Raw genomic sequence first — 26,130 nt, 5'->3', positions numbered from 1 at the left:
GGTTCCGATCCCCGAGGAGAACCCCATGACCGACAACGCCCCCACGCACGAGCCCCTGAAGTTCGCCTACTGGGTTCCCAACGTCAGCGGCGGGCTCGTGATCAGCTCCATCGAGCAGCGCACCGACTGGGGTCTCGACTACAACGTCGAGCTCGCGCGGACGGCGGAGCGCGTCGGGTTCGAGTACGCGCTGAGCCAGGTGCGGTACGCCTCGAGCTACGGCGCCGCTCAGCAGCACGAATCCACGTCCATCAGCCTCGCGTTGCTTCTGGCCACCGAGAAGCTGAAGGTCATCTCGGCCATCCACCCCGGGATCTGGCATCCGGCGGTCTTGGCGAAGTTCATCAACACCGCCGACCAGTTCTCGCACGGCCGTGCCGCCGTGAACGTCGTCAGCGGCTGGTTCAAGGACGAGTACACCGACCTCGGGCTCGAGTGGCTCGAACACGACGAGCGGTACGAGCGCGCGGCGGAGTTCATCCAGATCCTGCGCGGTCTGTGGACGCAGGAGAAGTTCTCGTTCCACGGGAAGTACTACGACATCACCGACTTCACGCTGCGCCCCTTCCCCTACGAGGTGCCGGGGCGCGCGCATCCCGACATCTTCCAGGGCGGCAACTCCACGGCGGCGCGGCTCAACGGCGGCGCCTACGCCGATTGGTACTTCTCCAATGGCAAGGACTTCGACGGCTTCACCGAGCAGTACGACGACGTGACCCGTATCGCGGCCGAACATGGCCGCCGCACGCGCTTCGGCCTCAACGGCTTCGTCATCCAGCGCGATAGCCGAGCCGAGGCGGAGGAGCAGCTGCGCGAGATCATCGCGCATGCCGACGGTGGCGCCGTCGAGGGCTTCCGCAAGAGCGTGCAACAGGCGGGCAACGCCACCGCCGACAAGAAGGGCATGTGGGCCGACTCGACGTTCGACGACCTCGTGCAGTACAACGACGGCTTCCGTACACAACTCTTCGGGGATGCCGAGCAGATCGCGGAGCGGATCATCGAGTACAAGAAGCGCGGCGTCGATCTCTTCCTCCTCGGGTTCCTGCACTTCCAGGAGGAGCTCGAGCGGTTCGGCGAGACGGTGATCCCGATCGTGCGCGAGCTCGAGACGGACCTCGCCCGTACCGGCGACCCGATCGGCGTCGCACGGGGCTGACGCCCACGTTGAGTGTCCAAGACACGCGGATGCCGCCGGCCTCGGTCCGCGTGTCTTGGACACCGAACGCCCGTAGTGCCGCCCCAGCCCGCTGAACGGCGCCGCGAATCCACCGAGTGTCCAAGACACGCCGTATCGGGCCCGCGTCATGCGGCGTGTCTTGGACACTCGACCGGGCGCGCGAGGCCGCCGCGAGCGTCTATGCCCCGTCGAGCATGTGTTGCGCGGCCGCGGTCTGCGCGCGGAGCGCCTCCGCCAGCGCCGCAACGGCGGGGATCCGCAGCGAATCGGGGCGCACGATCATCCAGTAGGGCAGGCGTTCCGCGACGACCGTCGGCAGCAGACGGACCAGATCCGGATGCCGATCGGCGGCGAAGCACGGAAGCATGCCGATTCCGGCACCTACGCGTGTCGCCTCCACGTGGACGAAGACGTTGGTCGACGTCACCCCGTCGCGCATGCGCGGCACCAGCCGCCGCGGGAGGTCGAGCGCCTCCACCTGCAGCATCGAGTCGACGAAGTACACCAGGCGATGGTGTTCGAGCTCGGCGAGGTCGCGGGGCGTCCCCTCGCGCTCGAGGTACTCCCGCGAGGCGTACATGCCGAGCGTGTAGGTGCCCAGGCGCGTCGCGGTCCCGCGGGAGGTCTGCGGCTCCCCCACCACGACCTCGAGGTCGAGGCCGGGCCGGTGCAGCGCCGCACGACGTTGCGTCGCCACAATCTCGACGGACAGCTCCGGATGCCGCTGCCGCAACGCCGCGATCGTGGGAGCCGCGACGTAGGCGCTGAAGCCGTCCGTCGCCGACATGCGGACGACGCCCGAGACGGGATCCGGCTCCTCCTCCCCACCGGACAGCCGCGACATCGCGGCCTCGATGCGCCCCGCCGTCTCGACGGCGTGCTTGCCGAGCGTCGTCAGTTCCCAGCCGCGGCCCGATGCGGCGACGACCCGTCCGCCGAGCGCATCCTCCAGGGCGGCGATGCGCCGCGCGACGGTGGTGTGGTCGACGCCCCGCACCTGCGCGGCCGCGGTGTAGCGGCCGGTGCGCGCCACCGCGAGCAGCATCAAGAGGTCGTCGGCGCGGACGTTCGTGGCATCCATGTGTGCAATTCTGCACACCCGACCCGCACGTCTGGGCATTGCCGCAAAATCAGCCGCACCGCAGACTCGTCTCCGGATGTCACCGTCGACACCAAAGGAGCAGCATGGAATCCCCCGCCGCCGCGCAACGCAGCGCCTCCCCTGAAATCTCGACCAGCAAGATCCGCCGCGTCGTCGCCGCCTCGATGGCCGGCACCGTCGTCGAGTGGTACGAGTTCTTCCTCTACGCCACGGCCGCAAGCCTGGTGTTCGGCACGTTCTTTTTCCCGTCGTCGGGCTCGCCGCTCGACGGGATCATCGCCGCCTTCGTCACGTACGCCGTCGGCTTCGTCGCCCGCCCCCTGGGCGGCATCGTCTTCGGGCAGATCGGCGACCGGTTCGGCCGCAAGCCGACGCTGCAGGCGACGATCATCATCGTCGGTGCCGCGACGTTCCTGATGGGATGCCTCCCCGGCTTCGCCTCCGTCGGGTACTGGGCGCCCGCGATGCTCGTGGCCCTGCGCTTCATCCAGGGCTTCGCGGTCGGCGGTGAGTGGGGCGGTGCCGTCCTGCTCGTCGCGGAGCAGAGCCCGAACCGCTCGCGCGCGTTCTGGGCGAGCTGGCCGCAGGCTGCGGTCCCGGTCGGCAACCTGCTGGCCACGACCGTGCTGCTGGTGATGTCGTTCATCCTCGCCCCCGCCGCGTTCCTCGACTGGGGCTGGCGCGTCGCCTTCTGGCTGTCGGCCGTGATCGTGCTGGTCGGGTTCTACATCCGCACCCACGTCGAGGAGGCGCCGATCTTCCTCGAGGCCAAGAAGCAGGTCGAGCAGGAGAAGGCGACCTCGTTCGGTGTCGTCGAGGTGCTGCGCCGGTACCCGAAGGGTGTCGTGCAGGCCATGGGCATCCGCTTCGCGGAGAACATCGTCTACTACATCGTCGTGAGCTTCTCGATCGTGTACCTGAAGTTCGTGCACTCGTACGACACGAGCCAGCTCCTCCTCGCGCTGCTGATCGCGCACGTCATCCATTTCGCCGTGATCCCCCCACTCGGCCGCCTCGCCGACCGCATCGGCCGCAAGCCCGTGTACCTCGCCGGCGCGATCCTCAGCGCGACCTGGGCGTTCTTCGCCTTCCCGATGTTCGACACGCTCAACCCAGTCGTCATCGTCGCCGCCGTGGCCCTCGGCCTGGTGTTCCACGCCGGCATGTACGCGCCGCAGCCGGCGGTCATGGCCGAGCTGTTCCCGACGCGCATGCGCTACTCGGGCGTTTCCCTCGGTGCGCAGGTGACCGCGATCCTCGCCGGGTCGCTCGCCCCGATCCTCGCGACGCAGTGGCTGCGCGACTTCGGGTCGTGGCTGCCGGTGGCGATCTACATCGTGGTGGCCTGCGTGGTCACGTCGGTCGCCGTACTGTCGCTGAAGGAGACGCGCGGAATCTCGCTCCGCGACATCGACGCCGCCGACGCCGCGCGGGGGAAGTAGGAATCATGACCATCGACCTCAGCGGACGCCGCGCCCTCGTCACCGGCGGTGCCAGCGGCATCGGTGCCGCGATCGCGCGGGCGTTCGCCGAGGCCGGAGCCACCGTGACGGTCGCCGATCTCAACGCCGAGGGCGCTCAGGCTCTCGCCGACGAGATCGGCGGCCGCGCCTGGGCGGTCGACCTCTCGGACACGGCGGCACTGGCCGACCTCAGCCTCGACGTCGACATCCTCGTCAACAACGCCGGCATCCAGCACGTGAGTCCGATCGAGGAGTTCGCTCCCGAGCGGTTCTCGTTCATGCTCCGGCTGATGCTCGAGGCGCCGTTCCTCCTCATCCGCGCGGCTCTCCCCGGGATGTACGAGCGGTCGTTCGGACGGGTGCTCAACGTCTCGAGCGTGCACGGTATACGCGCATCGGCATACAAGTCGGCGTATGTCACCGCGAAGCATGGACTCGAGGGCCTCTCCAAGACCACGGCGCTCGAGGGCGGTCCGCGCGGGGTCACGAGCGTCTGCATCGACCCCGGGTACGTGCGGTCGCCGCTCGTCGAGAAGCAGATCGCGGATCAGGCGCGGGCGCACGGCATCCCGGAGTCCGAGGTGCTCGAGACGGTGCTGCTAAAGGATGCCGCGATCAAGCGGCTCGTGGAGCCGTCCGAGGTGGCGTCGCTCGCGCTGTGGCTCGCGGGCCCGGATGCCGCGATGGTCACCGGCACGAGCTACGTGATGGACGGCGGCTGGTCGGCGCACTGACCGGCGGCCCGCGGCCCCCACCGCAGCAGCCCCCGCCCCCGGACCCCACACCCCCGCCGGGAGCGCTCCCGCCCGGAACATCTCCGCCGCCGAATGACGCAAACCGGAAGATATCCGAGGTTTCGTTATCGTAAAAAGACGGTCCAATAGTTGGTGTGTGGCCTGCTGGCGACCAAGATGTCCGAAGGACTGCGGCATCTGTCGCGATCGACACTTCACAGCAGAGGTAACTCAATGGCACTGCACACCAGTGGTCGAGCCCGTCTCGGTCTCGCACTCGGCGCCTTCGGCGTCTCGGCTCTCGTCCTGGCGGGCTGCTCCGCCGGCGGCGGAGACAACGGCTCCGACAGCGGCTCCACCGACCCGCTCGTGGTCGGCACCACCGACAAGATCAGCTCGATCGACCCGGCCGGCTCGTACGACAACGGCTCGTTCGCCGTGATGAACCAGGTCTACCCGTTCCTCCTCAACAGCCAGTACGGCACGTCGGACGTCACCCCCGACATCGCCGAGTCGGCCGAGTTCACCTCGCCGACCGAGTACACGGTCAAGCTGAAGTCGGGCCTGAAGTTCGCCAACGGCCACGACCTCACATCGTCCGACGTGAAGTTCTCGTTCGACCGCCAGGTCGCCATCGCCGACCCCAACGGCCCGTCGTCGTTGCTCGGCAACCTCGACAGCGTCGCGACGCCGGACGACACCACCGTCGTCTTCACGCTCAAGAACGGCAACGACCAGGTCTGGCCGCAGATCCTGTCGAGCCCCGCCGCGCCGATCGTCGACGAAGAGGTCTTCTCGGCCGATGCCGTGACGCCCGACGACACCATCGTCGAGGGCAAGGCCTTCGCGGGTCAGTACACGATCGAGTCGTACAAGCTGAACGAGCTCATCTCCTACGCGCCGTACGCCGACTACCAGGGCTCGCTGCCCAAGCCCGAGAACGGCGGCATCTCGGCGAAGTACTACGCCGACGCCTCGAACCTCAAGCTCGACGTGCAGTCGGGTGCGATCGACGTCGCGTTCCGCAGCCTCAGCGCGACCGACATCGCCGACCTGTCGTCCAACGACGCGGTGAAGGTCGTCGACGGCCCCGGCGGCGAGATCCGCTACATCGTCTTCAACTTCGACACGATGCCGTTCGGCGCCACGACGCCCGAGGCCGACGCGGCCAAGTCGCTCGCGGTGCGTCAGGCCGCGGCCGACCTGATCGATCGTCAGGCCATCGCGACCGACGTGTACAAGGACACCTACTCGCCGCTCTACTCGTACGTTCCGCAGGGTCTCGCCGGCGCCAACGAGGCGTTGAAGGGTCTCTACGGCGACGGCAGCGGCAACCCGGACGCGGCGAAGGCCAAGGCGACCCTCGAGGCCGCCGGCGTCCAGACGCCCGTCACGCTGAACCTGCAGTACAACGGCGACCACTACGGCCCCTCGTCGGGTGACGAGTACGCCGCCGTCAAGGCGCAGCTCGAGAAGGACGGCCTGTTCACCGTCAACCTCGCGCAGACGGAGTGGGTGCAGTACACCAAGGACCGCGTCGCCGACGTGTACCCCGCCTACCAGCTCGGCTGGTTCCCGGACTACTCGGATGCCGACAACTACCTGACCCCGTTCTTCTCGGCGGACAACTTCGTGGGCAACCACTACGACAACGCCGAGGTCCAGCAGCTGCTCACCGACCAGGCGACGCAGACCGACAAGACGACGCGCGAGCAGGAGATCGGCGACATCCAGGACAAGGTGGCGGCCGACCTGTCGACGCTGCCGCTGCTCCAGGGCAAGCAGGTCGCGATCGTCGGCGCGAGCGTGGAGGGTGCCGTCCTCGACGGATCCTTCAAGTTCCGCTACGCCCCGCTGCACAAGTAATCGACGGGCGGGTGCCCGGTCCCTCTCGGGGCCGGGCACCCGCCGCGTTCCTCCCCGTTAGGTACTCATGGCCACCGCCGTCGACGCCCCCGTCATCGCCGCGCCCGTCGCCCCCAAGGGCGGCGGTCTCTGGCGCTACATCCTCGTCCGCCTCCTTCTGATCATCCCGACGGTCTTCATCCTCGTGACCGTCGTCTTCCTGCTGATGCGAGTCACCGGCGACCCGATCACCGCCGCCCTCGGCGGACGCCTCCCCCCGGAGCAGTTGGCCGAGCGCATCGCCGCGGCCGGATACGACCGCCCCCTCTACATCCAGTACTTCGAGTACATCGGCGGCATCCTGCGCGGCGACTTCGGCACCACGCTGACCGACAACCGTCCGGTCCTCGGCATCCTGCTGCAGTACGGCTCGGCCACCCTCGAGCTGGCGATCTACGCGCTGATCGTGGCCCTGCTGATCGGCATCCCGTTCGGTCTCCTCGCCGCCTACCGCCGCGACCGCTGGCCCGACGCGGTGCTGCGCATCGGCGCGATCCTCGGCTACGCCACCCCGATCTTCTTCGTGGGCCTCCTGCTCAAGCTCGTGTTCTCGGTGTGGCTGAGCGTGCTGCCGGTCGCCGGCCGCGCGAGCACCCGCACCGAGTTGAAGCTCCAGGCCCTCGACAACCCCAGTGGCATCTACCTCCTGGATGCCATCCGCCTCGGCGATGCTGCCGCGGTGGGCGACGTGCTGACCCACGCGATCCTGCCGGGCCTGGCGCTCGGCATCCTGACCGCGGGCATCTTCCTGCGGCTCGTCCGGACCAACGTCATCGGCACGCTCGGCGCGCAGTACGTCACCTCGGCGCGGTCGCGCGGCGTGGGGGAGTACCGCCTCGTCACGAAGCACGCGTACCGTCCCGCGCTGATCCCGATCATCACGGTCATCGGCCTGCAGATCGCGCTGCTGCTCTCGGGCGCGGTGCTCACCGAGACCACGTTCGAGTGGAAGGGCCTCGGCTTCATGCTGAGCGAGTACCTGAAGGCGCGCGACTTCGTCGCCGTCCAGGGCATCGTCGTCATGATCGCCGTGCTCGTGGCCTTCACGAACTTCCTCGTCGACGTCATCGCGGCGATCATCGACCCGCGAGTGAGGTACTGACATGACGGATGCCACGACCCCCGCGGTTCTGACCGCACGCAAGGTCCCGCTGCGCGACCGCCTGCCGGTCGTCTCGCACCTGCGCCGCAGCGTCGGCCTCCAGCGCACCATGCTCGTGATCGGCCTGATCATCACCACCGTGTTCGTGCTGACGGCGGCGCTCGCGCCGATCCTCGCGCCCTACGGCTTCTCGCAGCAGGAGGCGGGCGGGACGAAGTTCGGCACGCAGCAGGCGCCGAGCGCGACGAACCTGCTCGGCACCACGGTAGGCGGGTACGACGTGCTGTCCCGCGTGATCTGGGGCGCGCAGACGGCGCTGCTGGTTATCCTGTGCGCGATCGCGTTCTCGATCTTCCTCGGCATCTTCCTGGGCCTGGTCAGCGGGTACTTCGGCGGCTGGATCGACCGCGTCCTGGTCGTGCTGTGCGACGCGATCTACGCGTTCCCGTCGTTGCTGCTGGCCATCGTCATGTCGATCGCGATCACGAAGGGGCAGTCGACCCTGTGGGGCGGCATCCTCGCCACCGCGATCTCGATCACCGTGGTGTTCGTGCCGCAGTACTTCCGCGTGATCCGCGCCGAGGTCGTGCGCGTGAAGGCGGAGCCGTTCGTCGAGTCGGCGCGCGTGATCGGCGTGCCGACGGCGCGCATCCTGCTGCGTCACGTGCTGCGCAACTCCACGCGCTCGCTGCCGGTCGTCGTGACGCTCAACGCCTCGGAGGCGCTCCTCACCCTCGCGGGCCTCGGCTTCCTCGGCTTCGGCATCGAGGCCACGGCCGCCGCGGAGTGGGGCTACGACCTCAACCGTTCGGTCAGCGACGTCACCAGCGGCATCTGGTGGACGGCGATCCCGCCGGGCGTGGCCATCGTGCTCGCGGTGCTCGGCATCACGCTGGTCGGCGAGAGCCTCAACGACCTCAGCGACCCGCGGCTGCGCACGCGCCGCCGGGCCGGACGCGCCCCCGCGCCCGTCACCGCGGTCGACCCCGCCCCGGCTCCGACCTCGGCGACCGCCGCTCCGGCCGGGCCCCCGGCATCCACTTCTCCCGGGGGGAGCCCCTCATGACCGCCACCACCGCGCCCGTCGCCCGCATCGACGACCTGCGGGTCACCTTCGCCACCGACGGCGAGCCCGTCGCGGCCATCAACGGCATCTCGCTCGAGGCGCACGCCGGTGAGGTGCTCGCGATCGTCGGCGAGTCCGGGTCGGGCAAGACCGTCACGGCGAACACGCTGCTGGGGCTCCTGCCCGAGACGGCGACGCTGTCGGGGGCCGTGATCGTCCGCGGGCGCGACGGCGACGAGACCGACATCGTCCACGCGACCCACGCGCAGCTGCGCGCGATGCGCGGACACGACGCGGCCATGGTGTTCCAGGAGCCGTCGACCGCGCTGAACCCCGTCTACACGGTGGGCTGGCAGATCGCCGAGGGCCTCCGCGCCCACGGCAAGCTGTCGAAGTCCGAGGCGAAGACGCAGGCCGTCGACATCCTGCGCCGCGTCGGCATCCCCGATCCCGAGAACCGAGTCGACGACTACCCGCACCAGTTCTCGGGCGGGCAGAAGCAGCGCGTCGTGATCGCCATGGCGCTCGTGCTCAACGCGGGCCTCATCATCGCCGACGAGCCGACCACGGCCCTCGACGTCACCGTGCAGGCCGAGATCCTCGATCTGCTCCGCACCTGCCGCGACGAGTTCGGCGCGACCATCGTGCTCATCACCCACAACATGGGCGTGGTCGCCGACCTCGCGGACCGCGTCGTCGTGATGTTCCGCGGCGACATCGTCGAGCAGGCCCCCGTGCGCGCGCTGTTCGCCGCTCCGCAGCAGCAGTACACCCGTGAGCTGCTCGCCGCCGTCCCGCACGTGGGTCGGGGCAAGAGCGCGCAGCAGAAGCTCGATGCCCCCGCCCCGACCGCGCCGCCCGCGGGCAGCCTCGTCGTCGCCGAGAAGGTCGAGATCGGGTACCCGGGACGCTTCGGCACGACGGGCGTGATCGCCGTGAAGGGCGTCGACTTCTGGATCGGCCCCGGTGAGGTGCTCGGTCTCGTGGGGGAGTCGGGCTCGGGCAAGACCACGATCGGCCGCGCGATGGTGGGCCTCACCTCCGTCGTCGGAGGGTCGCTGAAGGTGCTCGGCACCGAGATGCGCGGCGCGAAGCCCCGCACGCTCGCCAAGACGCGCCCCGACATCGGCTTCGTCTTCCAGGACCCGGCGACGAGCTTCAACCCGCTCCTCACGATCGCGGAGTGCATCGCCGAGCCGCTCCTCGTTCACGGGCGGGCGTCCGGCGCCCGCGCGGCGCGTGCGCGCGTCGACGAGCTCCTGGATGCCGTGCAGCTCCCGACCGCGTTCGGCGACCGGTATCCGCACGAGCTGTCGGGCGGCCAGCGTCAGCGCGCATCGCTGGCCCGGGCGCTCGCGCTCGACCCGAAGCTGCTCATCGCGGACGAGCCCACCTCCGCGCTCGACGTGTCGGTGCAGGCCCGCGTGCTGCAGCTCTTCGCGCAGCTGCAGAAGGAGTTCGGGTTCGCGTGCCTCTTCATCAGCCACGACCTCGCGGTCGTCGACGAGGTGGCCGACCGCGTCGTGGTGCTCCGCCAGGGCGTGATCCGCGAGCAGGGCACGACGGTGCAGGTGCTCACGGAACCTCGCGACGACTACACGAAGCGGCTCCTGGCATCCCTCCCGGTGCCCGACCCTGTCGCCCAGGAGCAGCGCCGCGCCCTCTGGCGCGCAACGCGCGGCTGACGCGCCCCGCGCGCGCCCCGCGCCGCGCGCGCATTCGCGTGAGTCGCCAACATTTGTCGCCTGCCGGGCCGCCGAGGCGACAAATTCTGGCGACTCACGCGGGGGGAGGGCTAGCGCAGGAACGTGTCGGAGATCACGGTGAACAGCCACCAGCCGATCGCCAGCACCGCGAGCACGCCGCCGACCCACGAGAAGCCGCGGCGCAGCCGGCGTCCCTCGCGCGCGACGCCGACGGGCGGGGGAGTGAGCAGCGGAACACCGGATGCCACGGGCGCAGCAGCCGCGGGCAGCCGTTCGTCGCGCCACCGCGCCCACTGGCCGAGCTTCTCGTCGATGGCATCCACTGTGCCGAAAATCCACTGCCACACCGCCGGGTCGAGGGTCGACAGCTCGCGACGCGCGTAGAGGAAGAGGCGGTCGTCGATGATCTCGACGTCGAGGGCCGCGGCGTTGTCGATGAACCGCGCCATGACGTCGGGGGTGAAGAGGTACAGCGCGTCGCGCTCGTACCCGGTCGGGCAGTACAGCGCGAAGTGCTGGTCGAAGTCGCCCTCGAGGCTCAGGCGCTGATCGCGCGAGAACGTCGTCGGCAGGTTCGACACCCCGAACAGGCCGTTGTTGCCCACGGCATCCAGGACGATGTGGGGGAGCGGGGTGTCCAGCCGCAGCATGACGTACGCCCAGCGGTGCGTCTGCTCGTTCTTGCCCGACCCGGTCTTGTACGTGTAGTTGCCGACCTCGACCCAGCGCGGACGCGGGCCGTGGATGACGTCGGTGGCCTCGCGGGAGTGGCCCTCGCTGAAGATCATGCCGGGCAGGTCGGGCTTCGGCACGGTCGGGAACCACGTCAGCCCGTTGGCTTCGGCGAAGTGCGCGAGCCGGTAACGGCGGGTCGCGCGGCCGCGGAAGAGCACGACCAGCGCGTACGCGATCAGCACGATCACCGCGACGAAGAACAGCAGGAAGGCGATGCCGATCGGATTCGGTCGCCCCTCGTCCGCGAACAGTCCGAAGCTGACGACCGTGGCCATGAGGGAGGCGGCGACGAGCAGGATGCCACCCACGACGACGAACCCGACCGTGGTGACCACCACGCTCGTGAGCTTCCCCTCGCGGCGGAGCTGCGCGGTGAACGCCCGCACCTCCGCGCGGGAGACCGGTTGCGTCAGGGCAGAGGTGTTCAGCGTCGAGCCGCTCATGGCCCCACGCTACCGAGAGCGGCGCGGAAGCTCGATTCCCGCTGCGGGGTGGCATCCGTTAGACTACGAAGGTTGTCTGGCGACGCCCATGCGCGTGTAAGCCCGAGACGACGTGCACCACACCCTCCTGCTGCCGGGAAATGCCCGTCAGCCGTTCTAGTCCGAAGGAGGTGGGTTAGTGACGCACCAGTACGAACTCATGGTCATCTTCGACCCCGAGATCGACGAGCGCCAGGTCGCTCCGAAGCTCGACGGGTTCCTCAAGGTCATCACCAACGATGGGGGAACCATCGAGAAGGTGGATGTCTGGGGACGCCGCCGTCTGGCCTACGAGATCAAGAAGAAGAACGAGGGCATCTATGCCGTCGTCGACTTCACCGCCACGAGCGAGGCCACGCAGGAGCTCGACCGCCAGCTGAAGCTGAGCGAGCAGATCATGCGTACCAAGGTCCTCCGTGCGGAAGAGGCCATCGCGCAGGTCGCCGCCGAGGCGAAGCGCTCCGAGGAGAAGGCTGCCCGCAAGGCCGCCGCTCCCCGCAAGGTCGAGTCCGCCGAGAAGGCTGCGAAGTAACGACGATGGCCGGCGAAACCGTCATCACCGTCGTGGGGAACCTCACGGCCGACCCTGAGCTGCGGTACACGCAGAACGGGCTGCCCGTGGCGAACTTCACCATCGCGTCGACCCCCCGCACGTTCGACCGTCAGGCGAACGAGTGGAAGGACGGCGAGGCGCTCTTCCTGCGCGCCTCGGTGTGGCGCGAATTCGCCGAGCACGTCGCCGGATCGCTGACGAAGGGGTCTCGCGTCATCGCGACCGGTCGCCTGAAGCAGCGCTCGTACCAGGACCGCGAGGGCAACAACCGAACCTCGATCGAGCTGGAGGTCGACGAGATCGGCCCCTCGCTCCGCTACGCGACCGCGCAGGTCACCCGTGCCGCCTCTTCGGGCGGCGGCGGTGGCGGCGGTCAGCGGGCACAGGTGCAGCAGGGCTCCGACGAGCCGTGGTCGACCCCCGGGTCGAACCAGGGCGGCGGCGCCGATGCGTGGAGCACTCCCGGTTCCTACGGAGACGACACCCCGTTCTGATCTCGCTACGCCTCAGGGCGTGACGACCCCCGAAATTCCGGATGCCGAGCCCGGACGCCGCAAGCGCCCCCGGCATCCGAATCCACACGAAAGAAGGAAGCATGGCTGGAAAGGCCACTGGCGACCGCCGCAAGCCGCGGAAGGGCGCGAAGAACGCAGCCCCCGCGAAGGCGATCCGCGTCGGCGTCATCGACTACAAGGACGTCCCCACCCTCCGCAAGTTCATCTCGGAGCGCGGCAAGATCCGCGCCCGTCGTATCACCGGTGTCTCCGTGCAGGAGCAGCGTCTGATCGCCCGCGCCATCAAGAACGCGCGCGAGATGGCTCTCCTGCCCTACGCCGGCGCCGGCCGCTAAGGAGCACCCGATGGCAAAGCTGATTCTCACGAATGAGGTCACCGGGCTCGGTAGCGCCGGTGATGTTGTCGAGGTCAAGAACGGGTACGCCCGTAACTACCTCATCCCGCAGGGCTTCGCCGTGTCCTGGAGCCGCGGTGGCGAGAAGCAGGTCGCGTCGATCCGCGCCGCTCGCGAGTCCCGCGCGATCCACGACCACGACGAGGCCGTGGCCCTGAAGAACACGCTCGAGTCGAACACCGTCAAGCTGGCCGTCAAGGCCGGTGCCGAGGGCCGCCTGTTCGGTTCCGTCAAGACGGGCGACGTCGCCGACGCGGTCAAGGCCGCCGGTCTCGGTGAGCTCGACAAGCGCAAGATCCAGATCACCTCGGCGATCAAGTCGGTGGGCGAGCACGAGGCGACCGTTCGCCTCCGCGACGACCTCACCGCTGTGATCACCCTCCAGGTGGTCGCCGCGAAGTAATTCGCGTCTGAGAACGGCCCCGGTCCCGCTTCGGCGGACCGGGGCCGTTCTGCGTTGGCGCGGTGCGGGTCGGCGGCTGCGGCTGCGTTGGCTGCGGTGGTCGCGGTGCTTCGGCGGGCGCTGCGGTTGCTGCGGTTTCGGGTTTGGGGCGTGATTCGTCGTTTGGGGCGTGAATTGCGCGCCCCAATGCGCGGAATCCGCCCCAAACGGGCTGTGCTTCGGCGTTGGGTGACGCGGCAGCGCGGGATCCTCGCGACACGCGGCCGTCACACCGCGTCCCTAGGCTGGGCAGCATGACCGTCGATCGCGCACCCGAGCGCCCGCGGGTCGTGCTGTATTCGGCATCCCTCGTCGTCCCGATCACCGCCCCGCCGATCGTCGAGGGGGCGATCGCCGTCGCGGGCGGGCGCATCCGGCACGTCGGCGACCGCGAGTGGGTGCGGCACGAGCTGCGCCAGCGCGGCGTCGACTTCGACGAGGTGCACTGGCCCGGCATCCTGACGCCCGGCCTCGTCAACGCGCACTCGCACCTCCAGTACACCGGCATGGCCGAGGTCGGGCGCGGCTCCTACACCGGGTTCGAGGACTGGGCCGCGGCCTTCCAGCCGGTCTACGAGTCGGGCCTGGATTGGGCGATGGATGCCAGGGCGGGCGCCGCGCAGATGATCGCCGCCGGCACGACCGCGGTGGCCGACATCGTGACCGACGTCGAGGCGGCATCCGCGCTGCACGATGCGCGGCTGCACGGCATCACCTACTGGGAGGTGATGAGCTGGACCAACGCCGCGTGGGCCGAGCGGGGGAGGGCCGAGGTCGAGGCGCGGCTGGACTCGCTGCCGTCGCCGCCCGGAACCGGCCTGTCGCCGCACGCTCCGTACTCGCTCGACGTCGAGCCGCTGCTGGAGATCCCCGACATCGTGCGCGAGCGGGGGAGCCGGTTGCACATCCACCTCGGCGAGGCCGCGTTCGAGCTCGAGCACGGCGAGGCGCTGCCGTGGCGGGAGCGGCGTCCGGCGAGCTTCCAGGCGCTGCGCGATGAGGGCTTCGGCACGGGGGCGACGGAGTTCGTCGACGAGCTCGGCGTGCTCGGACCCGACTGCCACATCGCCCACGGCGTCTACATGACGGCCCGCGACCGGTCGGTGCTGCGGCAGCGGGGGACGACCGTCGCGCTGTGTCCGCGGTCGAACGCCGTGATCGGGCTCGATGAGCCGCCCGTCGCGGCGTACCTCGTGGAGGGCAACGCGATCGCGGTCGGCACCGACTCGCTGTCGTCGTCTCCGTCGCTGGACCTGCTGGGCGACGTGGCCGCGCTGCACCGCCTCGCGCGGCACCAGGGCTACGCCCACCGCGACCTGTCGGCGCTGCTGCTGCGCGCCGCGACGCTCGGGGGAGCCCACGCCATGGGACTCGACACCGGGCCGCAGCGCACCGGCTACCTCGCGGTGGGTGCCGTCGCCGACCTCGCGTTCTTCGACGTCGACATGGCCGCCGCCGACGACATGATCGAGCACCTCGTGGTCGACGGCGCCGGGCGCGCGGCCGCGACGTTCATCGACGGCGAAGTGCGCGTCGCATCCCCCGCTTTCACCCGAGAGACCGGAGTGTCCCGTGACTGACGACCGCCCCACCACCGCCCGGCTGCTCGACCTCGAGCAGCACCCCGAGGGCGGATGGTTCCGCCGCATGTGGACCGGTACGTACGCGGTCGACACCTCCGCGGGTGCGCGTCCCGCGGCGACGCTGATCCACTACCTGCTGACCCCGGGCGAGCACAGCGCGTGGCACGTCGTCACCAGCGACGAGGTGTGGCTGTGGCACGGACCGGGCCGCCTCGAGCTGTCGTTCGGCGGCGACGGGGCTGCGCCTTCGGATGCTGTCCCGGTCGTCCTCGGTGCGGACCTCGCGGCGGGGGAGAGGCTGCAGGCGACCGTCCCCGCGGGCGTGTGGCAGTCGGCGCGTCTCGTCGACGATGCCGAAGCGGTCGTGAGCTGCCTCGTCTCGCCGGGGTTCAGCTTCGAGGACTGGCGCCTCGCCGACTGAGTCGTTGCGCGGCGCGTTCGGGTCGCGGCCTCGGAGTCGCGCGGGGGCCGTGCTGAGCCGCGCGAGCGGAGGGGATTCGGCGGAGGGAGGATGCCGCTGTGGGTTTCGCTCCTCCGCCGAATCCCCTCCGGCCGTGCGGGGCGCGATCCCGGTCGCGGCGTCGACCGGACCGCCGACGCCGGACATGCCGGACACCGGATGCCATGCCCCCAATGAGTCACGGCATCCGGTGCCCCGTCGGGAGAGGCCGAAGCCCCTCCTCAACGGGTGTCAGGCAGTGAGGCGGCGACGGATGACCAGCGCCCCTCCGATGGCCAGCAGGAGCAGAGCTGCGGTGAGCAGACCCCACACCATGCCGCCGCTGACTCCGGTGACGGCGAGCGAACCCTGAGCCGCGGCCGTCGACGACACCGCCGACGCCGACGACACTGAGGCGACCGAGCCGGTCACGCCGGACGTTCCGGGGGTTCCGGGCGTTCCGGGGGTGCCGGGCGTTCCGGGGGTGCCCGGGGTTCCGGGGGTGCCGGGGGTTCCGGGGGTGCCCGGGGTGCCGGGGGTGCCGGGGGTTCCGGGGGTGCCCGGGGTGCCGGGGGTGCCGGGGGTGCCCGGGGTTCCGGGCGTGCCGGGGGTTCCGGGGGTGCCCGGGGTGCCGGGGGTGCCGGGCGTTCCCGGCGTTCCCGGGGTTCCGGTCTCCGAACCCGTCGTGGTGCTGTCGCCGATGATCGACACCGCGTTGCCGCCGATGGTGACGGGGAGGCTGATCGGGAGGATCGCCTGGTTGCCGCCGAGGATGCTGTCGGTGCCGTCGGTGGTGACGTCGCCGATCAGGCCAGCGGAGCCGCCGCCGGTGGTGGTGGCGTTCTCGGTGTGGCTGTCTCCGATGCCGGAGACCGCGTTGCCGCCGATCGTGACGGGGAGGCTGATCGGGAGGATCGCCTGGTTGCCGCCGAGGATGCTGTCGGTGCCGTCGGTGGTGACGTCGCCGACGCCGCCCGTGGAGCCGCCGCCGGTGGTGGTGGCGTCCTCGGTGTGGCTGTCTCCGATGCCGGACACGGCGTTTCCGCCGATCGTTACGGGCAGGCTGATCGGGGCGATCAGCTGGTTGCCGCCACCGAGGCTGTCGGTGCCGTCGGTCTCGACGTCGCCGACGCCGCCGCCCGAGGTGGAGCCGCCGCCCGAGCCGCCGCCGGTGGTGGTGGCATCCTCGGTGTGGCTGTCTCCGATGACCGATACGGCGTTGCCGCCGATGGTGACGGGAACCGAGACGGGCAGGACGGCCTGGTTGCCGCCGAGCACGCTGTCGGTGCCGTCCGTCTCGATGTCGCCGGCGCCGCCACCCGTGGAGCCGCCGGTGGTGGTGGCATCCTCGGTGTGGCTGTCGCCGATGACCGAGACGGCGTTGCCGCCGACGGTGACGGGCGCCGAGACCGGAGCCTCGACCTGGTTGCCGCCGCCGAGGCTGTCGGTGCCGTCGGTGGTGACGTCGCCCGAGCCGCCAGAGGCCGAGCCGCCCGTGGTGTCCGCGTCCGACGAGTGGCTGTCGCCGATGACCGACACGGCGTTGCCGCCGACGGTCACGGGCACATCCACCGAGACGAGGCCCTGGTTGCCGCCGAGGATGCTGTCGCTTCCGTCGGTGCTGGCTTCCGGCGCGGGCTGTGACGCGGGCGCCGAGGTCTCGGCATCCGAGGAATGGCTGTCTCCGATGACGGACACGGCGTTGCCGCCGATGGTGACGGGCAGGTCGACCGAGATGATCGCCTGATCGCCCGAGAGGAGGCCGTCGGTGCCCGACGTCTCCGCGGCATTTGCCATGCCGGCTCCGACGACGGCCAAGCCGCCGCCGATCAGCGCGCCGAGGATGGCACGCGAGTAGATCTTGCGCATGAGAGTTCTCTCCTGAGTTGTGAATGAGGTGCGCGGAACGCGCGGGACCGTCTGTCGTGCCGGAGCACGACGCGGCCCGCCTCAGTCAGGGGAGACGTCGGTGGCGAAGGTGGGAGCGCCGGGGAGATCGTCGTCGACGAGTGCGCTGCGGAAGAGAAGAACGAAGGTCGGCGCGCCGGAACGGTCGTCGAGGCACGCGGCGGTGGGCCCGCCGGCGCCGGACGCGAAGGATGCCGAAGCCGAACCCGGGATGCCATCGCCCAGGCCGTAGCCGACGGGCGTCTCGGTGGGCGGCGTGGTGCCGTGGGCGGAGGTGTGGCCCGGGACGCTGCCCGTCGCGGTCGCGGCGAAGGCTTCCGTGGCGGCTTCGACGCGCGCGGCCGTGGCGTCGATGGCGCTCGGCACGGCCGCGGGAAGGGCTGCGGATGCCGTGGCGGGAGCCGGGACGAAGACCTCGGCGAGCGGATCGGCGTGCGTCGGCGTCGAAGGGTCGAGGCCGACGCCGGGGAGCGAGCCGCCGCCCGGGAGGGTGGGGAGGATCGGGTCGGTGGACGGCGCCGTTCCGACGACCACCGGGAGGGTCCCGTCGACGGTGTCGACCACGCCGGTGACGACGTCGTCGAGGCCGATACCGGAGACGATTCCGCCCACGACCGGGACCGCGACGACGGTGTCGACCACCGGGGTGACGATCGTTCCGACGACCTCCGACGAGGCGACGTCCGACACGGTGTCGGTGACCGTGTCGACGGCGCTCGCCGCGGTGTCGTTGACCGTGCCGACCACGGTGTTCACGGTGTCGACCGTGGTCTCGGTGACCGCGCGGACCGGCTCGCTCACGGGCGCGGGGACGACCTCTGCGACGGGGGCCGTCACGGGCTCGACCGTCTGGACCACGGATGCCACGGTGTCGTCGACCACGCCGCCGACCGCCCCGGTGGTGCTGTTCACGGTGTCGGAGACGAGACCGAGGAGACCGGAGCCGGAGTCGTCGTTCGCCGACGCGGAGGACGACGAGAAAGAGAGGGAGAGGAAGACCCAGGCCAGTGCCGCGACGAACGCCCACCCGAGCACGCGGAGCGCCGGGATCGCGCTTCGCCGGGTCACGGCATCCATGTCTGACTCCCCAAAGTCCATAGACACTCGCCTATGACGTGTCTATGGCGGGCGACTTTACGCCGGTCCCCCGGAGAAGGCCAGAGGCTCAGGGAACGCCCAGTTACCACGCGGTGTCGACCGGGGAACCGACCGACACGCCGCACGTGAACATAACTTGACAGCCGCCGCGGTTCTCACTAGCTGTTCCGCGAAGTTATCCCCCGTGTTGTCCACACACTTTTGTCAAGTCGAGCAACCTTCAACCCATGCTTCAACCAGGATTCCCACAGCTTTCCTGTGGAGAGATAAAGCCCAGGTCAGAAGCATCTTAGCAAGGCAGTTTCCACATCATCCACGGAGTTGTCCACAGGAGTTGTGCACAGCAATCGCGGCGTTTCTCTCAAGCTGTCCACAGAGTTATCCACAGGGCTGTTTGCGTGGAGGAGGGGTGGTCCTTAGCGTGGGTGCATCCCATCGGGCACACCCGCTCCACTCACGCGCGTCGATGTCGGAGGTCGGTGATTCGATGCTGCCCGAGGTCGTCATCCGATGCGTCGATTGCGCTTCACGTGCGCGAATCGGCCGGTGGGGGAGTGCGTCCGAAACTGAGAAGGAGTGCCTGTGTCGATCACCGACATCGCCAACGAGCGTCTCGGAGGGTCGTCGCCGCGGCCGGAGCGCACCCCGCCGCACGACATCCTGGCGGAGCAGAGCGCCCTGGGCGGCATGTTGCTGTCGAAGGACGCCGTGGCCGACGTCATCGAGACGCTCCGCGGGCCCGACTTCTACGTGCCGAAGCACGAGCTGATCTTCGAGGCAATCCTCACGCTGTACTCGCACGGTGAGCCGACCGACGTCGTCGCCGTCACCGACGAGCTCATCAAGACCGGCGAGCTGCAGCGGGCCGGTGGTGCTGATTACCTGCACACGCTCACCTCGATCGTGCCGACGGCCGCCAACGCCGGCTACTACGCCTCGATCGTCGCCGAGCGCGCGCTGCTGCGCCGCCTGGTCGAGGCGGGCACGCGCATCGTGCAGATGGGCTACGCGGGCGAGGGCGACCCGACCGAGCTCGTCAACAGCGCGCAGGCCGAGATCTACAACGTCTCGGGCGACGACAGCGCCGAGGACTACATCCCCCTGACGATGGCCGTGGATGCCGCGGTCGAAGAGATCGAGGCCGCTCGCGGTCGCGACGGATCGATGACCGGCATCCCGACCGGGTTCGCGGGCCTCGACCAGCTGACCAACGGTCTGCACCCGGGTCAGATGATCGTGCTCGCCGCGCGTCCCGCCATGGGTAAGTCGACGCTCGCGCTCGACTTCGCCCGCGCCGCCGCGATCAAGTCGAACGCGCCCTGCATCTTCTTCTCGCTCGAGATGGGGCGCAGCGAGATCGCGATGCGCCTGCTGAGCGCCGAGGGATCGATCCCGCTGCAGAGCATGCGCAAGGGAACGCTCGACTCGCGCGACTGGACGACCGTCGCGTCGACCCGCGGTCGCATCAACGACGCCCCCCTGTACATCGACGACAGCCCGAACATGACGCTGGTCGAGATCCGGGCGAAGTGCCGTCGCCTGAAGCAGCGCGAGGGTCTGAAGATGGTCGTCATCGACTACCTGCAGCTGCTCACGAGCGGTAAGCGCGTCGAGTCGCGTCAGCAAGAGGTCAGTGAGTTCTCGCGTGCGCTGAAGCTGATGGCGAAGGAGCTGCAGGTTCCGGTCATCGCGCTGTCGCAGCTGAACCGTGGTGCCGAGCAGCGCGCCGACAAGAAGCCGGCCCTGTCCGACCTGCGTGAGTCGGGGTCGATCGAGCAGGATGCCGACATGGTCGTGCTCCTCCACCGTGAGGCCGCGTACGAGAAGGACTCGCCGCGTGCCGGTGAGGCCGACCTAATCGTGGCGAAGCACCGTAACGGTCCGACCGACACGATCACCGTGGCGTTCCAGGGCCACTACTCACGGTTCGCTGACATGGCGCCGGGGATGTAGTCGGTTCTGTAGGTTCTCGGCGAAGATGGCGGATTCTCAGATGAAGTGGCGGACAAATGGCGGATCCGCCATGTTCCTGAGAACGCTGCATGTAGTCGGACGTGAGGGCGCCGAGTATGCGGGACGAGAGACGGCGACTCTTCCGCAAGATGTCCGAGGTCGGCCGTACGCTGAATCAGCGCCCGCACCCGGGCCGCTGGGGAGAGGTGCTCCATGACGGTTCTCGAGTCTTTCGCTACCCTGCAGTCGGTTGTCGACGCGGATGTGAAGGTCGTGCAGATTGCCCGTGACCGTCGCGACACCTTCACGTCCGCGTTGCTGACCGCGCCGGATGTGAAGGTGGTGTGGGGGTCGGGTTCGCTCGCCCGCAGCACCCAGCTGCAGCCGGTGCATGATGTGGATCTCGTGGTCGAGTTCGATCAGGACGAGCACCCGGACTGGGGCGAGGACGGGGGCTCTGCCGAAGAGGCGATCGAGCGTTGCCATGATCTGGTGAACGATCTCCTCTCCGTGTCCCACGGATCGCGCGCGCAGCTGGTGCGCCTGATCCGCACCGCCGACCGCAATCGCGCCGCGAAGTGTTTCGTCGATCCGCCGGAGCAGGACAACGCGTTCACTGTCGATGTGATGCCAGCGTTGCGACGTCCGGACGGGATCCTGATCCCGTTCAAGAAGGAGGAGCGCTGGTCGCTCGCAGACCCTGAGTACCTCATCAACGAGGTCGCACGGCGGCAGCAGGACTGGTCGTTGTTTCGCCCGCTGGTCCGGGTCCTCAAGTACTGGTCGCGTCAGCATGAAGATGTGACCGGCACGGTCAAGTCGCTCGTGATGGAGGTTCTCGCGTTGGACTGCCTGTCGGTGAGCAACAACCGACCCGAGGCGTTGAAGAACTTCTTCGTCAACGCCTCGACGCACTCCTTGCGCGTTGAAGATCCCGCGGAGCTCTCCGGGTTGATCCAGCCGAGTCTGGACGTGGCCGGTCTGCGCAGGTCCCTAGAGGATGCAGCAGCTGACGCCGTCGCGGCGCTTCGGGCCGTCGCCTCCAATGATCAGCCGGCCGCGACACGTCACTGGCAGTCCGTCTTCGGGACTGCGTTCCCGCTCGTACTGCCTCCCGGTGGAGCGGGAGAGACTGGGCCGCGTCCGGTTCGCGATTCCCCGCAGGGCTGACCTTGATCCTCCGCAGCTGGTGGGAGGATGACCCGGGTCGTCTCGCGCAGGAGATCGACGACATCGGTTCGGTGGCCCCCGCCCTCGAGTGGACGCCCGAAGGTGCCGGTCACTTCAGCGGCGCACTCCCGGTATGGCCATTCACACGACCCGAACCAGCCGGGCTGTCAAACCTCGTCGACCAGCCGCTGCGCGCGCGGGTCGCGTACGGGCACGGCTTCCCCGCGGTCCCACCAATCCTCTACCCTTTGGAACCGCAGCCCGACGTCACCCTGCGAAGCTTCACCCAGTACCACGTGCTCCCCAATGGCGGCCTCTGCCTGCTCCGTGATGCCGACCAGTGGGACCTCTTCTCGCGGACCAGCGATCTGATCCTGAAAGCGTCGGGATGGATGATCGAGTTCGCCCTGTTTCAGCGCGGCAAGATCCCGAACATGACAGTCAACGGCATCGTCACCGACGAGCAACTCGATCACTTGATCACCGCGACCGCGGAAGAGACAGCGTGACCGAGCACAGCGCATGAGTGGCGAGAACTGGCTGGTGCTGTTGCCCACCGAAGCGATGGAGGTCATCGACAAGTCGTACGCGTGGGGCAATCTCACCTGCCGTCTGTCCGCACCGGACAAGGCCGCCATAGTCGTCGCCCTCTCGAACGAAGACTCGGACCTCGTCCATCTCACGGAGGATCCCGACCACTTCCTCACGGTCGCCGACTTCAATCGCGTCGGCCACTGGTACCGAGTGCCGGCGGACGCCGCGTTTTGCGCGTACCTTCTCACCCACCAACACGCGACAATGCCCTTCGACGCCTTCCAGACCCTCGTCCCGCAGGCGATCGCACCGCTTCCCGGCCAATGGCACATCGCCGTGACCTTCTGTCCCGACCCTCCGGAGATCCGCGATGGGGAACGGCTTCCGGCCTGGTCGGCGTGGACGATCTCGAACGACACCGTCCGCCCCATTTCTTTGGACATCCAGGACGGAACCCAGCATGTGACCGCCCTTGGAAGCCTCTGGCCAACCAGCCTCCTCTCGACCTCGCGGGCGCTCCTGCTAGGCGCCGGCAGCATCGGAGGAGCCGCAGCCGAAGCACTCGCAAGCTACGGAGTTGGCCACATCGACCTGGTCGATCCTGACAAGATCCTCTTCCACAACGTTCCCCGGCACGTCCTCGCTGCCGCGAGCGTTGGAATGTCCAAAGTGGATGGATTAAAGGCATCCCTGAACAGGCAGTGGCCGGAAAGCAACATCAGCCCATGGCCCATCGACCTCACCGCCAACGCCAACATCACCCGACCCCTGATTGACGCCGCCGACATCATCATCTGCACCGTCGACGGAGTCGAACCCCGACGCGTCGCAAACTACCTTGCACGCCGTGCGGGCAAACCGATTGTGTTCGCCTGCGTCCTCGCCGACGGCAGATACGGAGAGATTCTGCGCATCCGTGCACTGCCCGAGGTCGGATGCCTCGACTGTCAGCGTCGATACATGCGCGACAACGGAATGATCGATCCCGAACCGAGCCTGGACCGAGGCTACGGGGACGGCACCCGACACAACCCGATGACCGCAATAGGTGGAGACCTTCACCTCGTTGGGAGCATCGCAGCGAAAGTCGCCGTCGCGACTCTCTTGCAAAACGCCGGTGAAGTCGATCAGACCCTCACCGATGACAACCTCGTCATCGCCCTCCGCCCATCACCCGGCTACGCCGCCCCCTTCGATGCGCGACGAGCACTCCACCCGCACTGGTCCTCCGCGACGCCCCCTTACCCGGACTGCCCCGCATGCCATCGCCACCCGTGAGCTGGACCGTCGGTATCACCCAGGGTGCGCTCACATCGATCAGAACGATCATCGCGAGAAGCGACCCCACGCTCGAAACCGGCGGTGCACTCTTCGGACACGAAAACGCCCTCGTCATTACATCCGCCTCCGCACCCGGTCCGAACGCCGTCCACCAACCCGGCTACTTCCTCCGTGACCTCGAATACACCCAACTCGCCGCGGACCGCGCCCACAAGGTCGACCGCTCACAATGGATCGGAGAATGGCACACCCATCCCAACGGTCCGCCAGAACCCAGCCCGCTGGATCTCAACACCTACATCTCCCACCTCGTCGACTTGGAACTTCGCTTCCATCGATTCATCGCGCTTATTGGGTCACCGAATCCCCGCCCGCACCTGAGCGTATGGGTGCTCGCGCAATCGCCAGACGGCATCGAACTCCACCGTGCCGCGCTCGCACTCACAGCAACCGATCAGGGCTCGCGGAACCAGATGCCACCCGGCGAAGCCACTGAAGTCCAACATCGAAGTTGAGGTTTCACCAGTACCGGCCGCTGCCCACATCATTGCTGACCGCTATGCGCGACGGGTAGAACTACGTCGTGGACCTACACAAAGCGCGTGGCGTCCGAACACGAACATTCGACACCATCCCCGCGGGCGATCTCCCAGCCGCGTCCATTGAAAGCGAGACCACCCATGTCCGAACCGTTCGACCTTGCCAAGGCATATACGGCGAAGCAGGACCACATGCTCACAGGGCTGGGGCTCATGCCGCAGTTCACAGATCATCCCGGCACCAAGGGTGACGCCACCGAGGAGCAATGGGTCAGCGTGCTCCGGGAGTTTCTTCCCCAGCGATACGGGGTCGGGCCAATCTTCGCAATCGACTCCCTCGGGCAACAGAGCGGACAGATCGACATTGCGATCTTCGATCGACAGTACTCGCCCCTTTTTTTCGAGCAGGGCGACGTCCGCTTCGTGCCGGTCGAGAGCTTGTACGCCGTTTGTGAGGTGAAGCCCAGAATGAACAAGGAGAACCTCGACTACGCCCGGGACAAGGTCGCCAGCGTTCGCCGACTTCACCGCACCTCAGCGGAGATCCGGCATGCAGGCGGTACGTATCCAGCTCAGGATCCGGAAGCCAAGCCGATCCTGGGTGTCTTTCTCAGCACGGATCTTGATTGGGGAGATATCCGCGGTGCTGCAGCTGTGGGCTCGATCACCGAGCCTCAGCCCACGGGGCTCGATCTCGGCATTGCTGTCCGAGGAGGCGCCTTCGATCAGACTGACGGGGTCGCGTACTCCCCAGGAGGACAGGAACTGATCTGGTTCGCGACGCGTCTGTATCGCGCACTTTCCCGGCTGGGAACAGCTCTAGCAATCGATCTGGATGCCTATTACGTTCCGCTGCAGTCCCCAGGCAGTTAGGAAGCCGTGCGCTCGGCCGATGCGGCTTCCCGGTCGGCGGCGTAGCGTCGCGCGGCTTCCCACCAGTAGTTGTCACGGATCCGGTAGAGCAGGGTCCGCTCTCCGGGCACGCGTCCGACGAACTCAAGGAAGTGTGCGTCGCGGAGCTTGTGGATCAGTGGGTGGACGATGCTCCCCAACAGTCCAGTCGCTTCGACGATCTGCTTGGGAGAGAAGGTGTCGCCTTCGAGGGCGGCGATCTCTATGACGACAGCGTTCATGTAGCTGTTGCCGAAGAACAGCCGCGACTCCGCTGGTGCGATCGGCTCCACTATCGTCATGCCCCGAGTTTCGCATACGTCACCGACGTCCGGCACGTGCGCGAGGTGATTCCGAGGCGACTTCCTTCCCGGTGTTGTCTATCTGACGTACACAACTTGATTCTGGTCGTTTCGAGAGTACAGTGAATGTGACATTCACTAGAACGTACGTCACGTAGTACGTAATTGACCGATTCGCAAGAGCAACTCGGTATGACGTGTGTTACGTATTCGTGGTGGTTTCGTGCATGGATGCACGCGTGTGTGGGCGCCCATGATGGCGACATGTTCACAAACCGCCGGACCGCAGGGGCTGGTTCGTTTCCGTTGTCGTACCAGGGAGCGTCGGGGCTGTGACCGGGCTGGCGTCGACGGTTCAGATTCGCAGGTCAGACGATCACGTCGATGTCATCGCCTTGAATGATGTTCGTCTTCGTCAGTTCGATACCGCGGTGCCGTGGCGGGAGTTTCGTTGGTACCGCAAGCAGCGACACTTCTCCGGCTCGTACTGGTCGGCGACGATGGAGGCCCCGGTGGGGTACGAGTCGCGGTTGGAGTATGTGAACCTGCTGCTGGCCGACTTCGACCCGCGGGTGGTGTGGATCCTCTCGCAGCCGTTTCTGCTCGACGGCGATGATCGCGGCACGCGCCGCAAGCACGTCCCGGATTACCTGTTCGTCCACGCCGATGAGTCGGGGTGCGTGGTTGATGTGAAGCCGGCTGAGAAGTTGTCACGCCCGAAAGTGCGCGATTCTCTGGGATGGTCGCGGCGCGTGATCGAGGGGCACGGCTGGGAGTACCGGGTGCAATCCGAGCCCGATCCTGTCGTGCTGGCGAACGTGCGGTTCCTCGCCGGGTATAGGCGGCGCTTCCAGTTCCTCGAGTCCGAAGTCGATGGCGCAGCAGAGTTGCTATCCACTCCGGTCACATTCGGCGAAGCGGTGCGAGCTGTCACGGCGATCACTGCCGATCCGCGATTGGCTCGGTCCGTTGTGTTGCACCTGATGTGGACGCGGCGCCTGCACACGGACCTCACCCGCGTGCTCGACATCACCAGCCTCCTGGAGACATGA

Annotated in this window: 25 protein-coding genes; 20 read left to right on the top strand and 5 right to left on the bottom strand. The window is 68.2% G+C overall.

Going from position 1 to position 26,130, the window contains the following annotated elements:
• The first annotated feature begins 25 nt into the window (after nucleotides 1-25).
• A complete protein-coding gene (gene sfnG, locus P8R59_RS06085; RefSeq protein WP_278103170.1) occupies nucleotides 26-1,159 on the top strand; it encodes a dimethylsulfone monooxygenase SfnG in 1,134 nt (377 codons plus the stop codon).
• A 199-nt stretch (nucleotides 1,160-1,358) separates the two neighbouring features.
• On the opposite strand, the gene P8R59_RS06080 is transcribed toward sfnG, so the two are convergent.
• Complete coding sequence (locus P8R59_RS06080) at nucleotides 1,359-2,261, bottom strand: LysR family transcriptional regulator (protein WP_278103169.1); 903 nt, start codon at nucleotides 2,259-2,261, stop codon at nucleotides 1,359-1,361.
• A 104-nt stretch (nucleotides 2,262-2,365) separates the two neighbouring features.
• Here P8R59_RS06080 and P8R59_RS06075 point away from each other — a divergent pair, with 104 nt between their 5' ends.
• From P8R59_RS06075 to P8R59_RS06050, 6 genes are all read left to right on the top strand, one after another.
• Complete coding sequence (locus P8R59_RS06075) at nucleotides 2,366-3,724, top strand: MFS transporter (RefSeq protein WP_077051092.1); 1,359 nt, start codon at nucleotides 2,366-2,368, stop codon at nucleotides 3,722-3,724.
• 5 nt (nucleotides 3,725-3,729) lie between these two features.
• Nucleotides 3,730-4,479 carry a 3-hydroxybutyrate dehydrogenase gene (locus P8R59_RS06070; RefSeq protein WP_278103168.1) on the top strand — a complete coding sequence of 250 codons (750 nt, stop codon included), beginning with the start codon at nucleotides 3,730-3,732 and terminating at the stop codon, nucleotides 4,477-4,479.
• A gap of 234 nt (nucleotides 4,480-4,713) precedes the next feature.
• Nucleotides 4,714-6,345, top strand: a complete 1,632-nt coding sequence (locus P8R59_RS06065; RefSeq protein WP_278103167.1) for an ABC transporter substrate-binding protein — start codon at nucleotides 4,714-4,716, stop codon at nucleotides 6,343-6,345.
• A gap of 67 nt (nucleotides 6,346-6,412) precedes the next feature.
• Nucleotides 6,413-7,486 carry an ABC transporter permease gene (locus tag P8R59_RS06060; RefSeq protein WP_278103166.1) on the top strand — a complete coding sequence of 358 codons (1,074 nt, stop codon included), beginning with the start codon at nucleotides 6,413-6,415 and terminating at the stop codon, nucleotides 7,484-7,486.
• Between the two features lies 1 nt (nucleotide 7,487).
• The gene (locus P8R59_RS06055) at nucleotides 7,488-8,552 is read left to right on the top strand and encodes an ABC transporter permease (protein WP_278103165.1); all 1,065 of its coding nucleotides are present in this window, start codon (nucleotides 7,488-7,490) and stop codon (nucleotides 8,550-8,552) included.
• Entirely contained in the window at nucleotides 8,549-10,237 is a 1,689-nt protein-coding gene (locus P8R59_RS06050) for a dipeptide ABC transporter ATP-binding protein (protein WP_278103164.1), read from the top strand. The genes P8R59_RS06055 and P8R59_RS06050 overlap by 4 nt, the downstream gene beginning before the upstream one ends.
• 110 nt (nucleotides 10,238-10,347) lie before the next feature.
• Here P8R59_RS06050 and P8R59_RS06045 read toward each other — a convergent pair whose 3' ends face one another.
• Nucleotides 10,348-11,436 (bottom strand): hypothetical protein, encoded by a 1,089-nt coding sequence (locus tag P8R59_RS06045; protein WP_278103163.1) that lies wholly within the window; start codon nucleotides 11,434-11,436, stop codon nucleotides 10,348-10,350.
• Between the two features lie 178 nt (nucleotides 11,437-11,614).
• Between P8R59_RS06045 and rpsF the strand changes: the two genes are divergently transcribed.
• The 6 genes from rpsF to P8R59_RS06015 all read left to right on the top strand — a co-directional run bounded on the left by rpsF (nucleotide 11,615) and on the right by P8R59_RS06015 (nucleotide 15,384).
• Complete coding sequence (gene rpsF / locus P8R59_RS06040; protein ID WP_022879872.1) at nucleotides 11,615-12,007, top strand: 30S ribosomal protein S6; 393 nt, start codon at nucleotides 11,615-11,617, stop codon at nucleotides 12,005-12,007.
• Nucleotides 12,008-12,012: 5 nt separating this feature from the next.
• Complete coding sequence (locus P8R59_RS06035; protein WP_077051099.1) at nucleotides 12,013-12,522, top strand: single-stranded DNA-binding protein; 510 nt, start codon at nucleotides 12,013-12,015, stop codon at nucleotides 12,520-12,522.
• Between the two features lie 101 nt (nucleotides 12,523-12,623).
• Nucleotides 12,624-12,878: a 30S ribosomal protein S18 gene (gene rpsR, locus P8R59_RS06030; protein WP_055832386.1), complete on the top strand. Its 255-nt coding sequence runs from the start codon at nucleotides 12,624-12,626 to the stop codon at nucleotides 12,876-12,878.
• 10 nt (nucleotides 12,879-12,888) lie between these two features.
• Nucleotides 12,889-13,341 carry a 50S ribosomal protein L9 gene (rplI, locus tag P8R59_RS06025; RefSeq protein WP_278103162.1) on the top strand — a complete coding sequence of 151 codons (453 nt, stop codon included), beginning with the start codon at nucleotides 12,889-12,891 and terminating at the stop codon, nucleotides 13,339-13,341.
• Nucleotides 13,342-13,634: 293 nt separating this feature from the next.
• Entirely contained in the window at nucleotides 13,635-14,960 is a 1,326-nt protein-coding gene (locus P8R59_RS06020) for an amidohydrolase family protein (RefSeq protein WP_278103161.1), read from the top strand.
• Nucleotides 14,953-15,384 carry a cupin domain-containing protein gene (locus P8R59_RS06015; RefSeq protein ID WP_278103160.1) on the top strand — a complete coding sequence of 144 codons (432 nt, stop codon included), beginning with the start codon at nucleotides 14,953-14,955 and terminating at the stop codon, nucleotides 15,382-15,384. The genes P8R59_RS06020 and P8R59_RS06015 overlap by 8 nt, the downstream gene beginning before the upstream one ends.
• 270 nt (nucleotides 15,385-15,654) lie before the next feature.
• Here the strand turns inward: P8R59_RS06015 and P8R59_RS06010 are convergent, their stop codons facing one another.
• Together P8R59_RS06010 and P8R59_RS06005 are read right to left on the bottom strand one after the other, a co-directional pair.
• Entirely contained in the window at nucleotides 15,655-17,271 is a 1,617-nt protein-coding gene (locus P8R59_RS06010; protein WP_278103159.1) for a chaplin family protein, read from the bottom strand.
• An 81-nt stretch (nucleotides 17,272-17,352) separates the two neighbouring features.
• Complete coding sequence (locus tag P8R59_RS06005) at nucleotides 17,353-18,387, bottom strand: hypothetical protein (RefSeq protein WP_278103158.1); 1,035 nt, start codon at nucleotides 18,385-18,387, stop codon at nucleotides 17,353-17,355.
• A gap of 603 nt (nucleotides 18,388-18,990) precedes the next feature.
• On the opposite strand from P8R59_RS06005, the gene dnaB reads away from it, so the two are divergent.
• From dnaB to P8R59_RS05975, 6 genes are all read left to right on the top strand, one after another.
• A complete protein-coding gene (gene dnaB, locus P8R59_RS06000; protein WP_083735083.1) occupies nucleotides 18,991-20,361 on the top strand; it encodes a replicative DNA helicase in 1,371 nt (456 codons plus the stop codon).
• A gap of 213 nt (nucleotides 20,362-20,574) precedes the next feature.
• Nucleotides 20,575-21,531: a hypothetical protein gene (locus tag P8R59_RS05995; protein WP_005054599.1), complete on the top strand. Its 957-nt coding sequence runs from the start codon at nucleotides 20,575-20,577 to the stop codon at nucleotides 21,529-21,531.
• Between the two features lie 2 nt (nucleotides 21,532-21,533).
• On the top strand, nucleotides 21,534-22,040 hold the full coding sequence (locus tag P8R59_RS05990) for a hypothetical protein (protein WP_005054597.1): 507 nt from the start codon (nucleotides 21,534-21,536) through the stop codon (nucleotides 22,038-22,040).
• Nucleotides 22,041-22,053: 13 nt separating this feature from the next.
• Nucleotides 22,054-23,343 carry a ThiF family adenylyltransferase gene (locus P8R59_RS05985; protein WP_005054595.1) on the top strand — a complete coding sequence of 430 codons (1,290 nt, stop codon included), beginning with the start codon at nucleotides 22,054-22,056 and terminating at the stop codon, nucleotides 23,341-23,343.
• Nucleotides 23,340-23,861 (top strand): Mov34/MPN/PAD-1 family protein, encoded by a 522-nt coding sequence (locus tag P8R59_RS05980; protein WP_052323164.1) that lies wholly within the window; start codon nucleotides 23,340-23,342, stop codon nucleotides 23,859-23,861. Before P8R59_RS05985 ends, P8R59_RS05980 begins: the two co-directional genes overlap by 4 nt.
• Nucleotides 23,862-24,026: 165 nt before the next feature.
• On the top strand, nucleotides 24,027-24,758 hold the full coding sequence (locus P8R59_RS05975) for a DUF6602 domain-containing protein (protein WP_005054591.1): 732 nt from the start codon (nucleotides 24,027-24,029) through the stop codon (nucleotides 24,756-24,758).
• Here P8R59_RS05975 and P8R59_RS05970 read toward each other — a convergent pair.
• A complete protein-coding gene (locus P8R59_RS05970) occupies nucleotides 24,755-25,078 on the bottom strand; it encodes a hypothetical protein (RefSeq protein WP_005054589.1) in 324 nt (107 codons plus the stop codon). The genes P8R59_RS05975 and P8R59_RS05970 overlap by 4 nt on opposite strands.
• Before the next feature lie 332 nt (nucleotides 25,079-25,410).
• On the opposite strand from P8R59_RS05970, the gene P8R59_RS05965 reads away from it, so the two are divergent.
• The gene (locus tag P8R59_RS05965) at nucleotides 25,411-26,130 is read left to right on the top strand and encodes a TnsA-like heteromeric transposase endonuclease subunit (RefSeq protein ID WP_005055286.1); all 720 of its coding nucleotides are present in this window, start codon (nucleotides 25,411-25,413) and stop codon (nucleotides 26,128-26,130) included.

Origin of the sequence: Microbacterium proteolyticum (assembly GCF_029639405.1) — a bacterium.
GTDB lineage: Bacteria > Actinomycetota > Actinomycetes > Actinomycetales > Microbacteriaceae > Microbacterium.
The sequence above is the reverse complement of the archived record's forward strand: the minus strand, read 5'-3'. Positions and strand labels throughout refer to the sequence as shown.

Excerpts from the sequence above, each read along its gene's own strand:
- P8R59_RS06020 (WP_278103161.1), top strand. The coding sequence starts at position 13,635 with ATGACCGTCGATCGCGCACCCGAGCGCCCGCGGGTCGTGCTGTATTCG.
- P8R59_RS06080 (WP_278103169.1), bottom strand. The coding sequence starts at position 2,261 with ATGGATGCCACGAACGTCCGCGCCGACGACCTCTTGATGCTGCTCGCG.
- P8R59_RS06010 (WP_278103159.1), bottom strand. The coding sequence starts at position 17,271 with ATGCGCAAGATCTACTCGCGTGCCATCCTCGGCGCGCTGATCGGCGGC.
- P8R59_RS06055 (WP_278103165.1), top strand. The coding sequence starts at position 7,488 with ATGACGGATGCCACGACCCCCGCGGTTCTGACCGCACGCAAGGTCCCG.
- P8R59_RS06045 (WP_278103163.1), bottom strand. The coding sequence starts at position 11,436 with ATGAGCGGCTCGACGCTGAACACCTCTGCCCTGACGCAACCGGTCTCC.
- sfnG (WP_278103170.1), top strand. The coding sequence starts at position 26 with ATGACCGACAACGCCCCCACGCACGAGCCCCTGAAGTTCGCCTACTGG.
- P8R59_RS06035 (WP_077051099.1), top strand. The coding sequence starts at position 12,013 with ATGGCCGGCGAAACCGTCATCACCGTCGTGGGGAACCTCACGGCCGAC.
- P8R59_RS06005 (WP_278103158.1), bottom strand. The coding sequence starts at position 18,387 with ATGGATGCCGTGACCCGGCGAAGCGCGATCCCGGCGCTCCGCGTGCTC.
- P8R59_RS05970 (WP_005054589.1), bottom strand. The coding sequence starts at position 25,078 with ATGACGATAGTGGAGCCGATCGCACCAGCGGAGTCGCGGCTGTTCTTC.
- P8R59_RS05995 (WP_005054599.1), top strand. The coding sequence starts at position 20,575 with ATGACGGTTCTCGAGTCTTTCGCTACCCTGCAGTCGGTTGTCGACGCG.
- rplI (WP_278103162.1), top strand. The coding sequence starts at position 12,889 with ATGGCAAAGCTGATTCTCACGAATGAGGTCACCGGGCTCGGTAGCGCC.
- P8R59_RS06060 (WP_278103166.1), top strand. The coding sequence starts at position 6,413 with ATGGCCACCGCCGTCGACGCCCCCGTCATCGCCGCGCCCGTCGCCCCC.
- rpsR (WP_055832386.1), top strand. The coding sequence starts at position 12,624 with ATGGCTGGAAAGGCCACTGGCGACCGCCGCAAGCCGCGGAAGGGCGCG.
- P8R59_RS06065 (WP_278103167.1), top strand. The coding sequence starts at position 4,714 with ATGGCACTGCACACCAGTGGTCGAGCCCGTCTCGGTCTCGCACTCGGC.
- P8R59_RS06075 (WP_077051092.1), top strand. The coding sequence starts at position 2,366 with ATGGAATCCCCCGCCGCCGCGCAACGCAGCGCCTCCCCTGAAATCTCG.
- P8R59_RS06070 (WP_278103168.1), top strand. The coding sequence starts at position 3,730 with ATGACCATCGACCTCAGCGGACGCCGCGCCCTCGTCACCGGCGGTGCC.
- P8R59_RS05975 (WP_005054591.1), top strand. The coding sequence starts at position 24,027 with ATGTCCGAACCGTTCGACCTTGCCAAGGCATATACGGCGAAGCAGGAC.
- P8R59_RS06050 (WP_278103164.1), top strand. The coding sequence starts at position 8,549 with ATGACCGCCACCACCGCGCCCGTCGCCCGCATCGACGACCTGCGGGTC.
- P8R59_RS05985 (WP_005054595.1), top strand. The coding sequence starts at position 22,054 with ATGAGTGGCGAGAACTGGCTGGTGCTGTTGCCCACCGAAGCGATGGAG.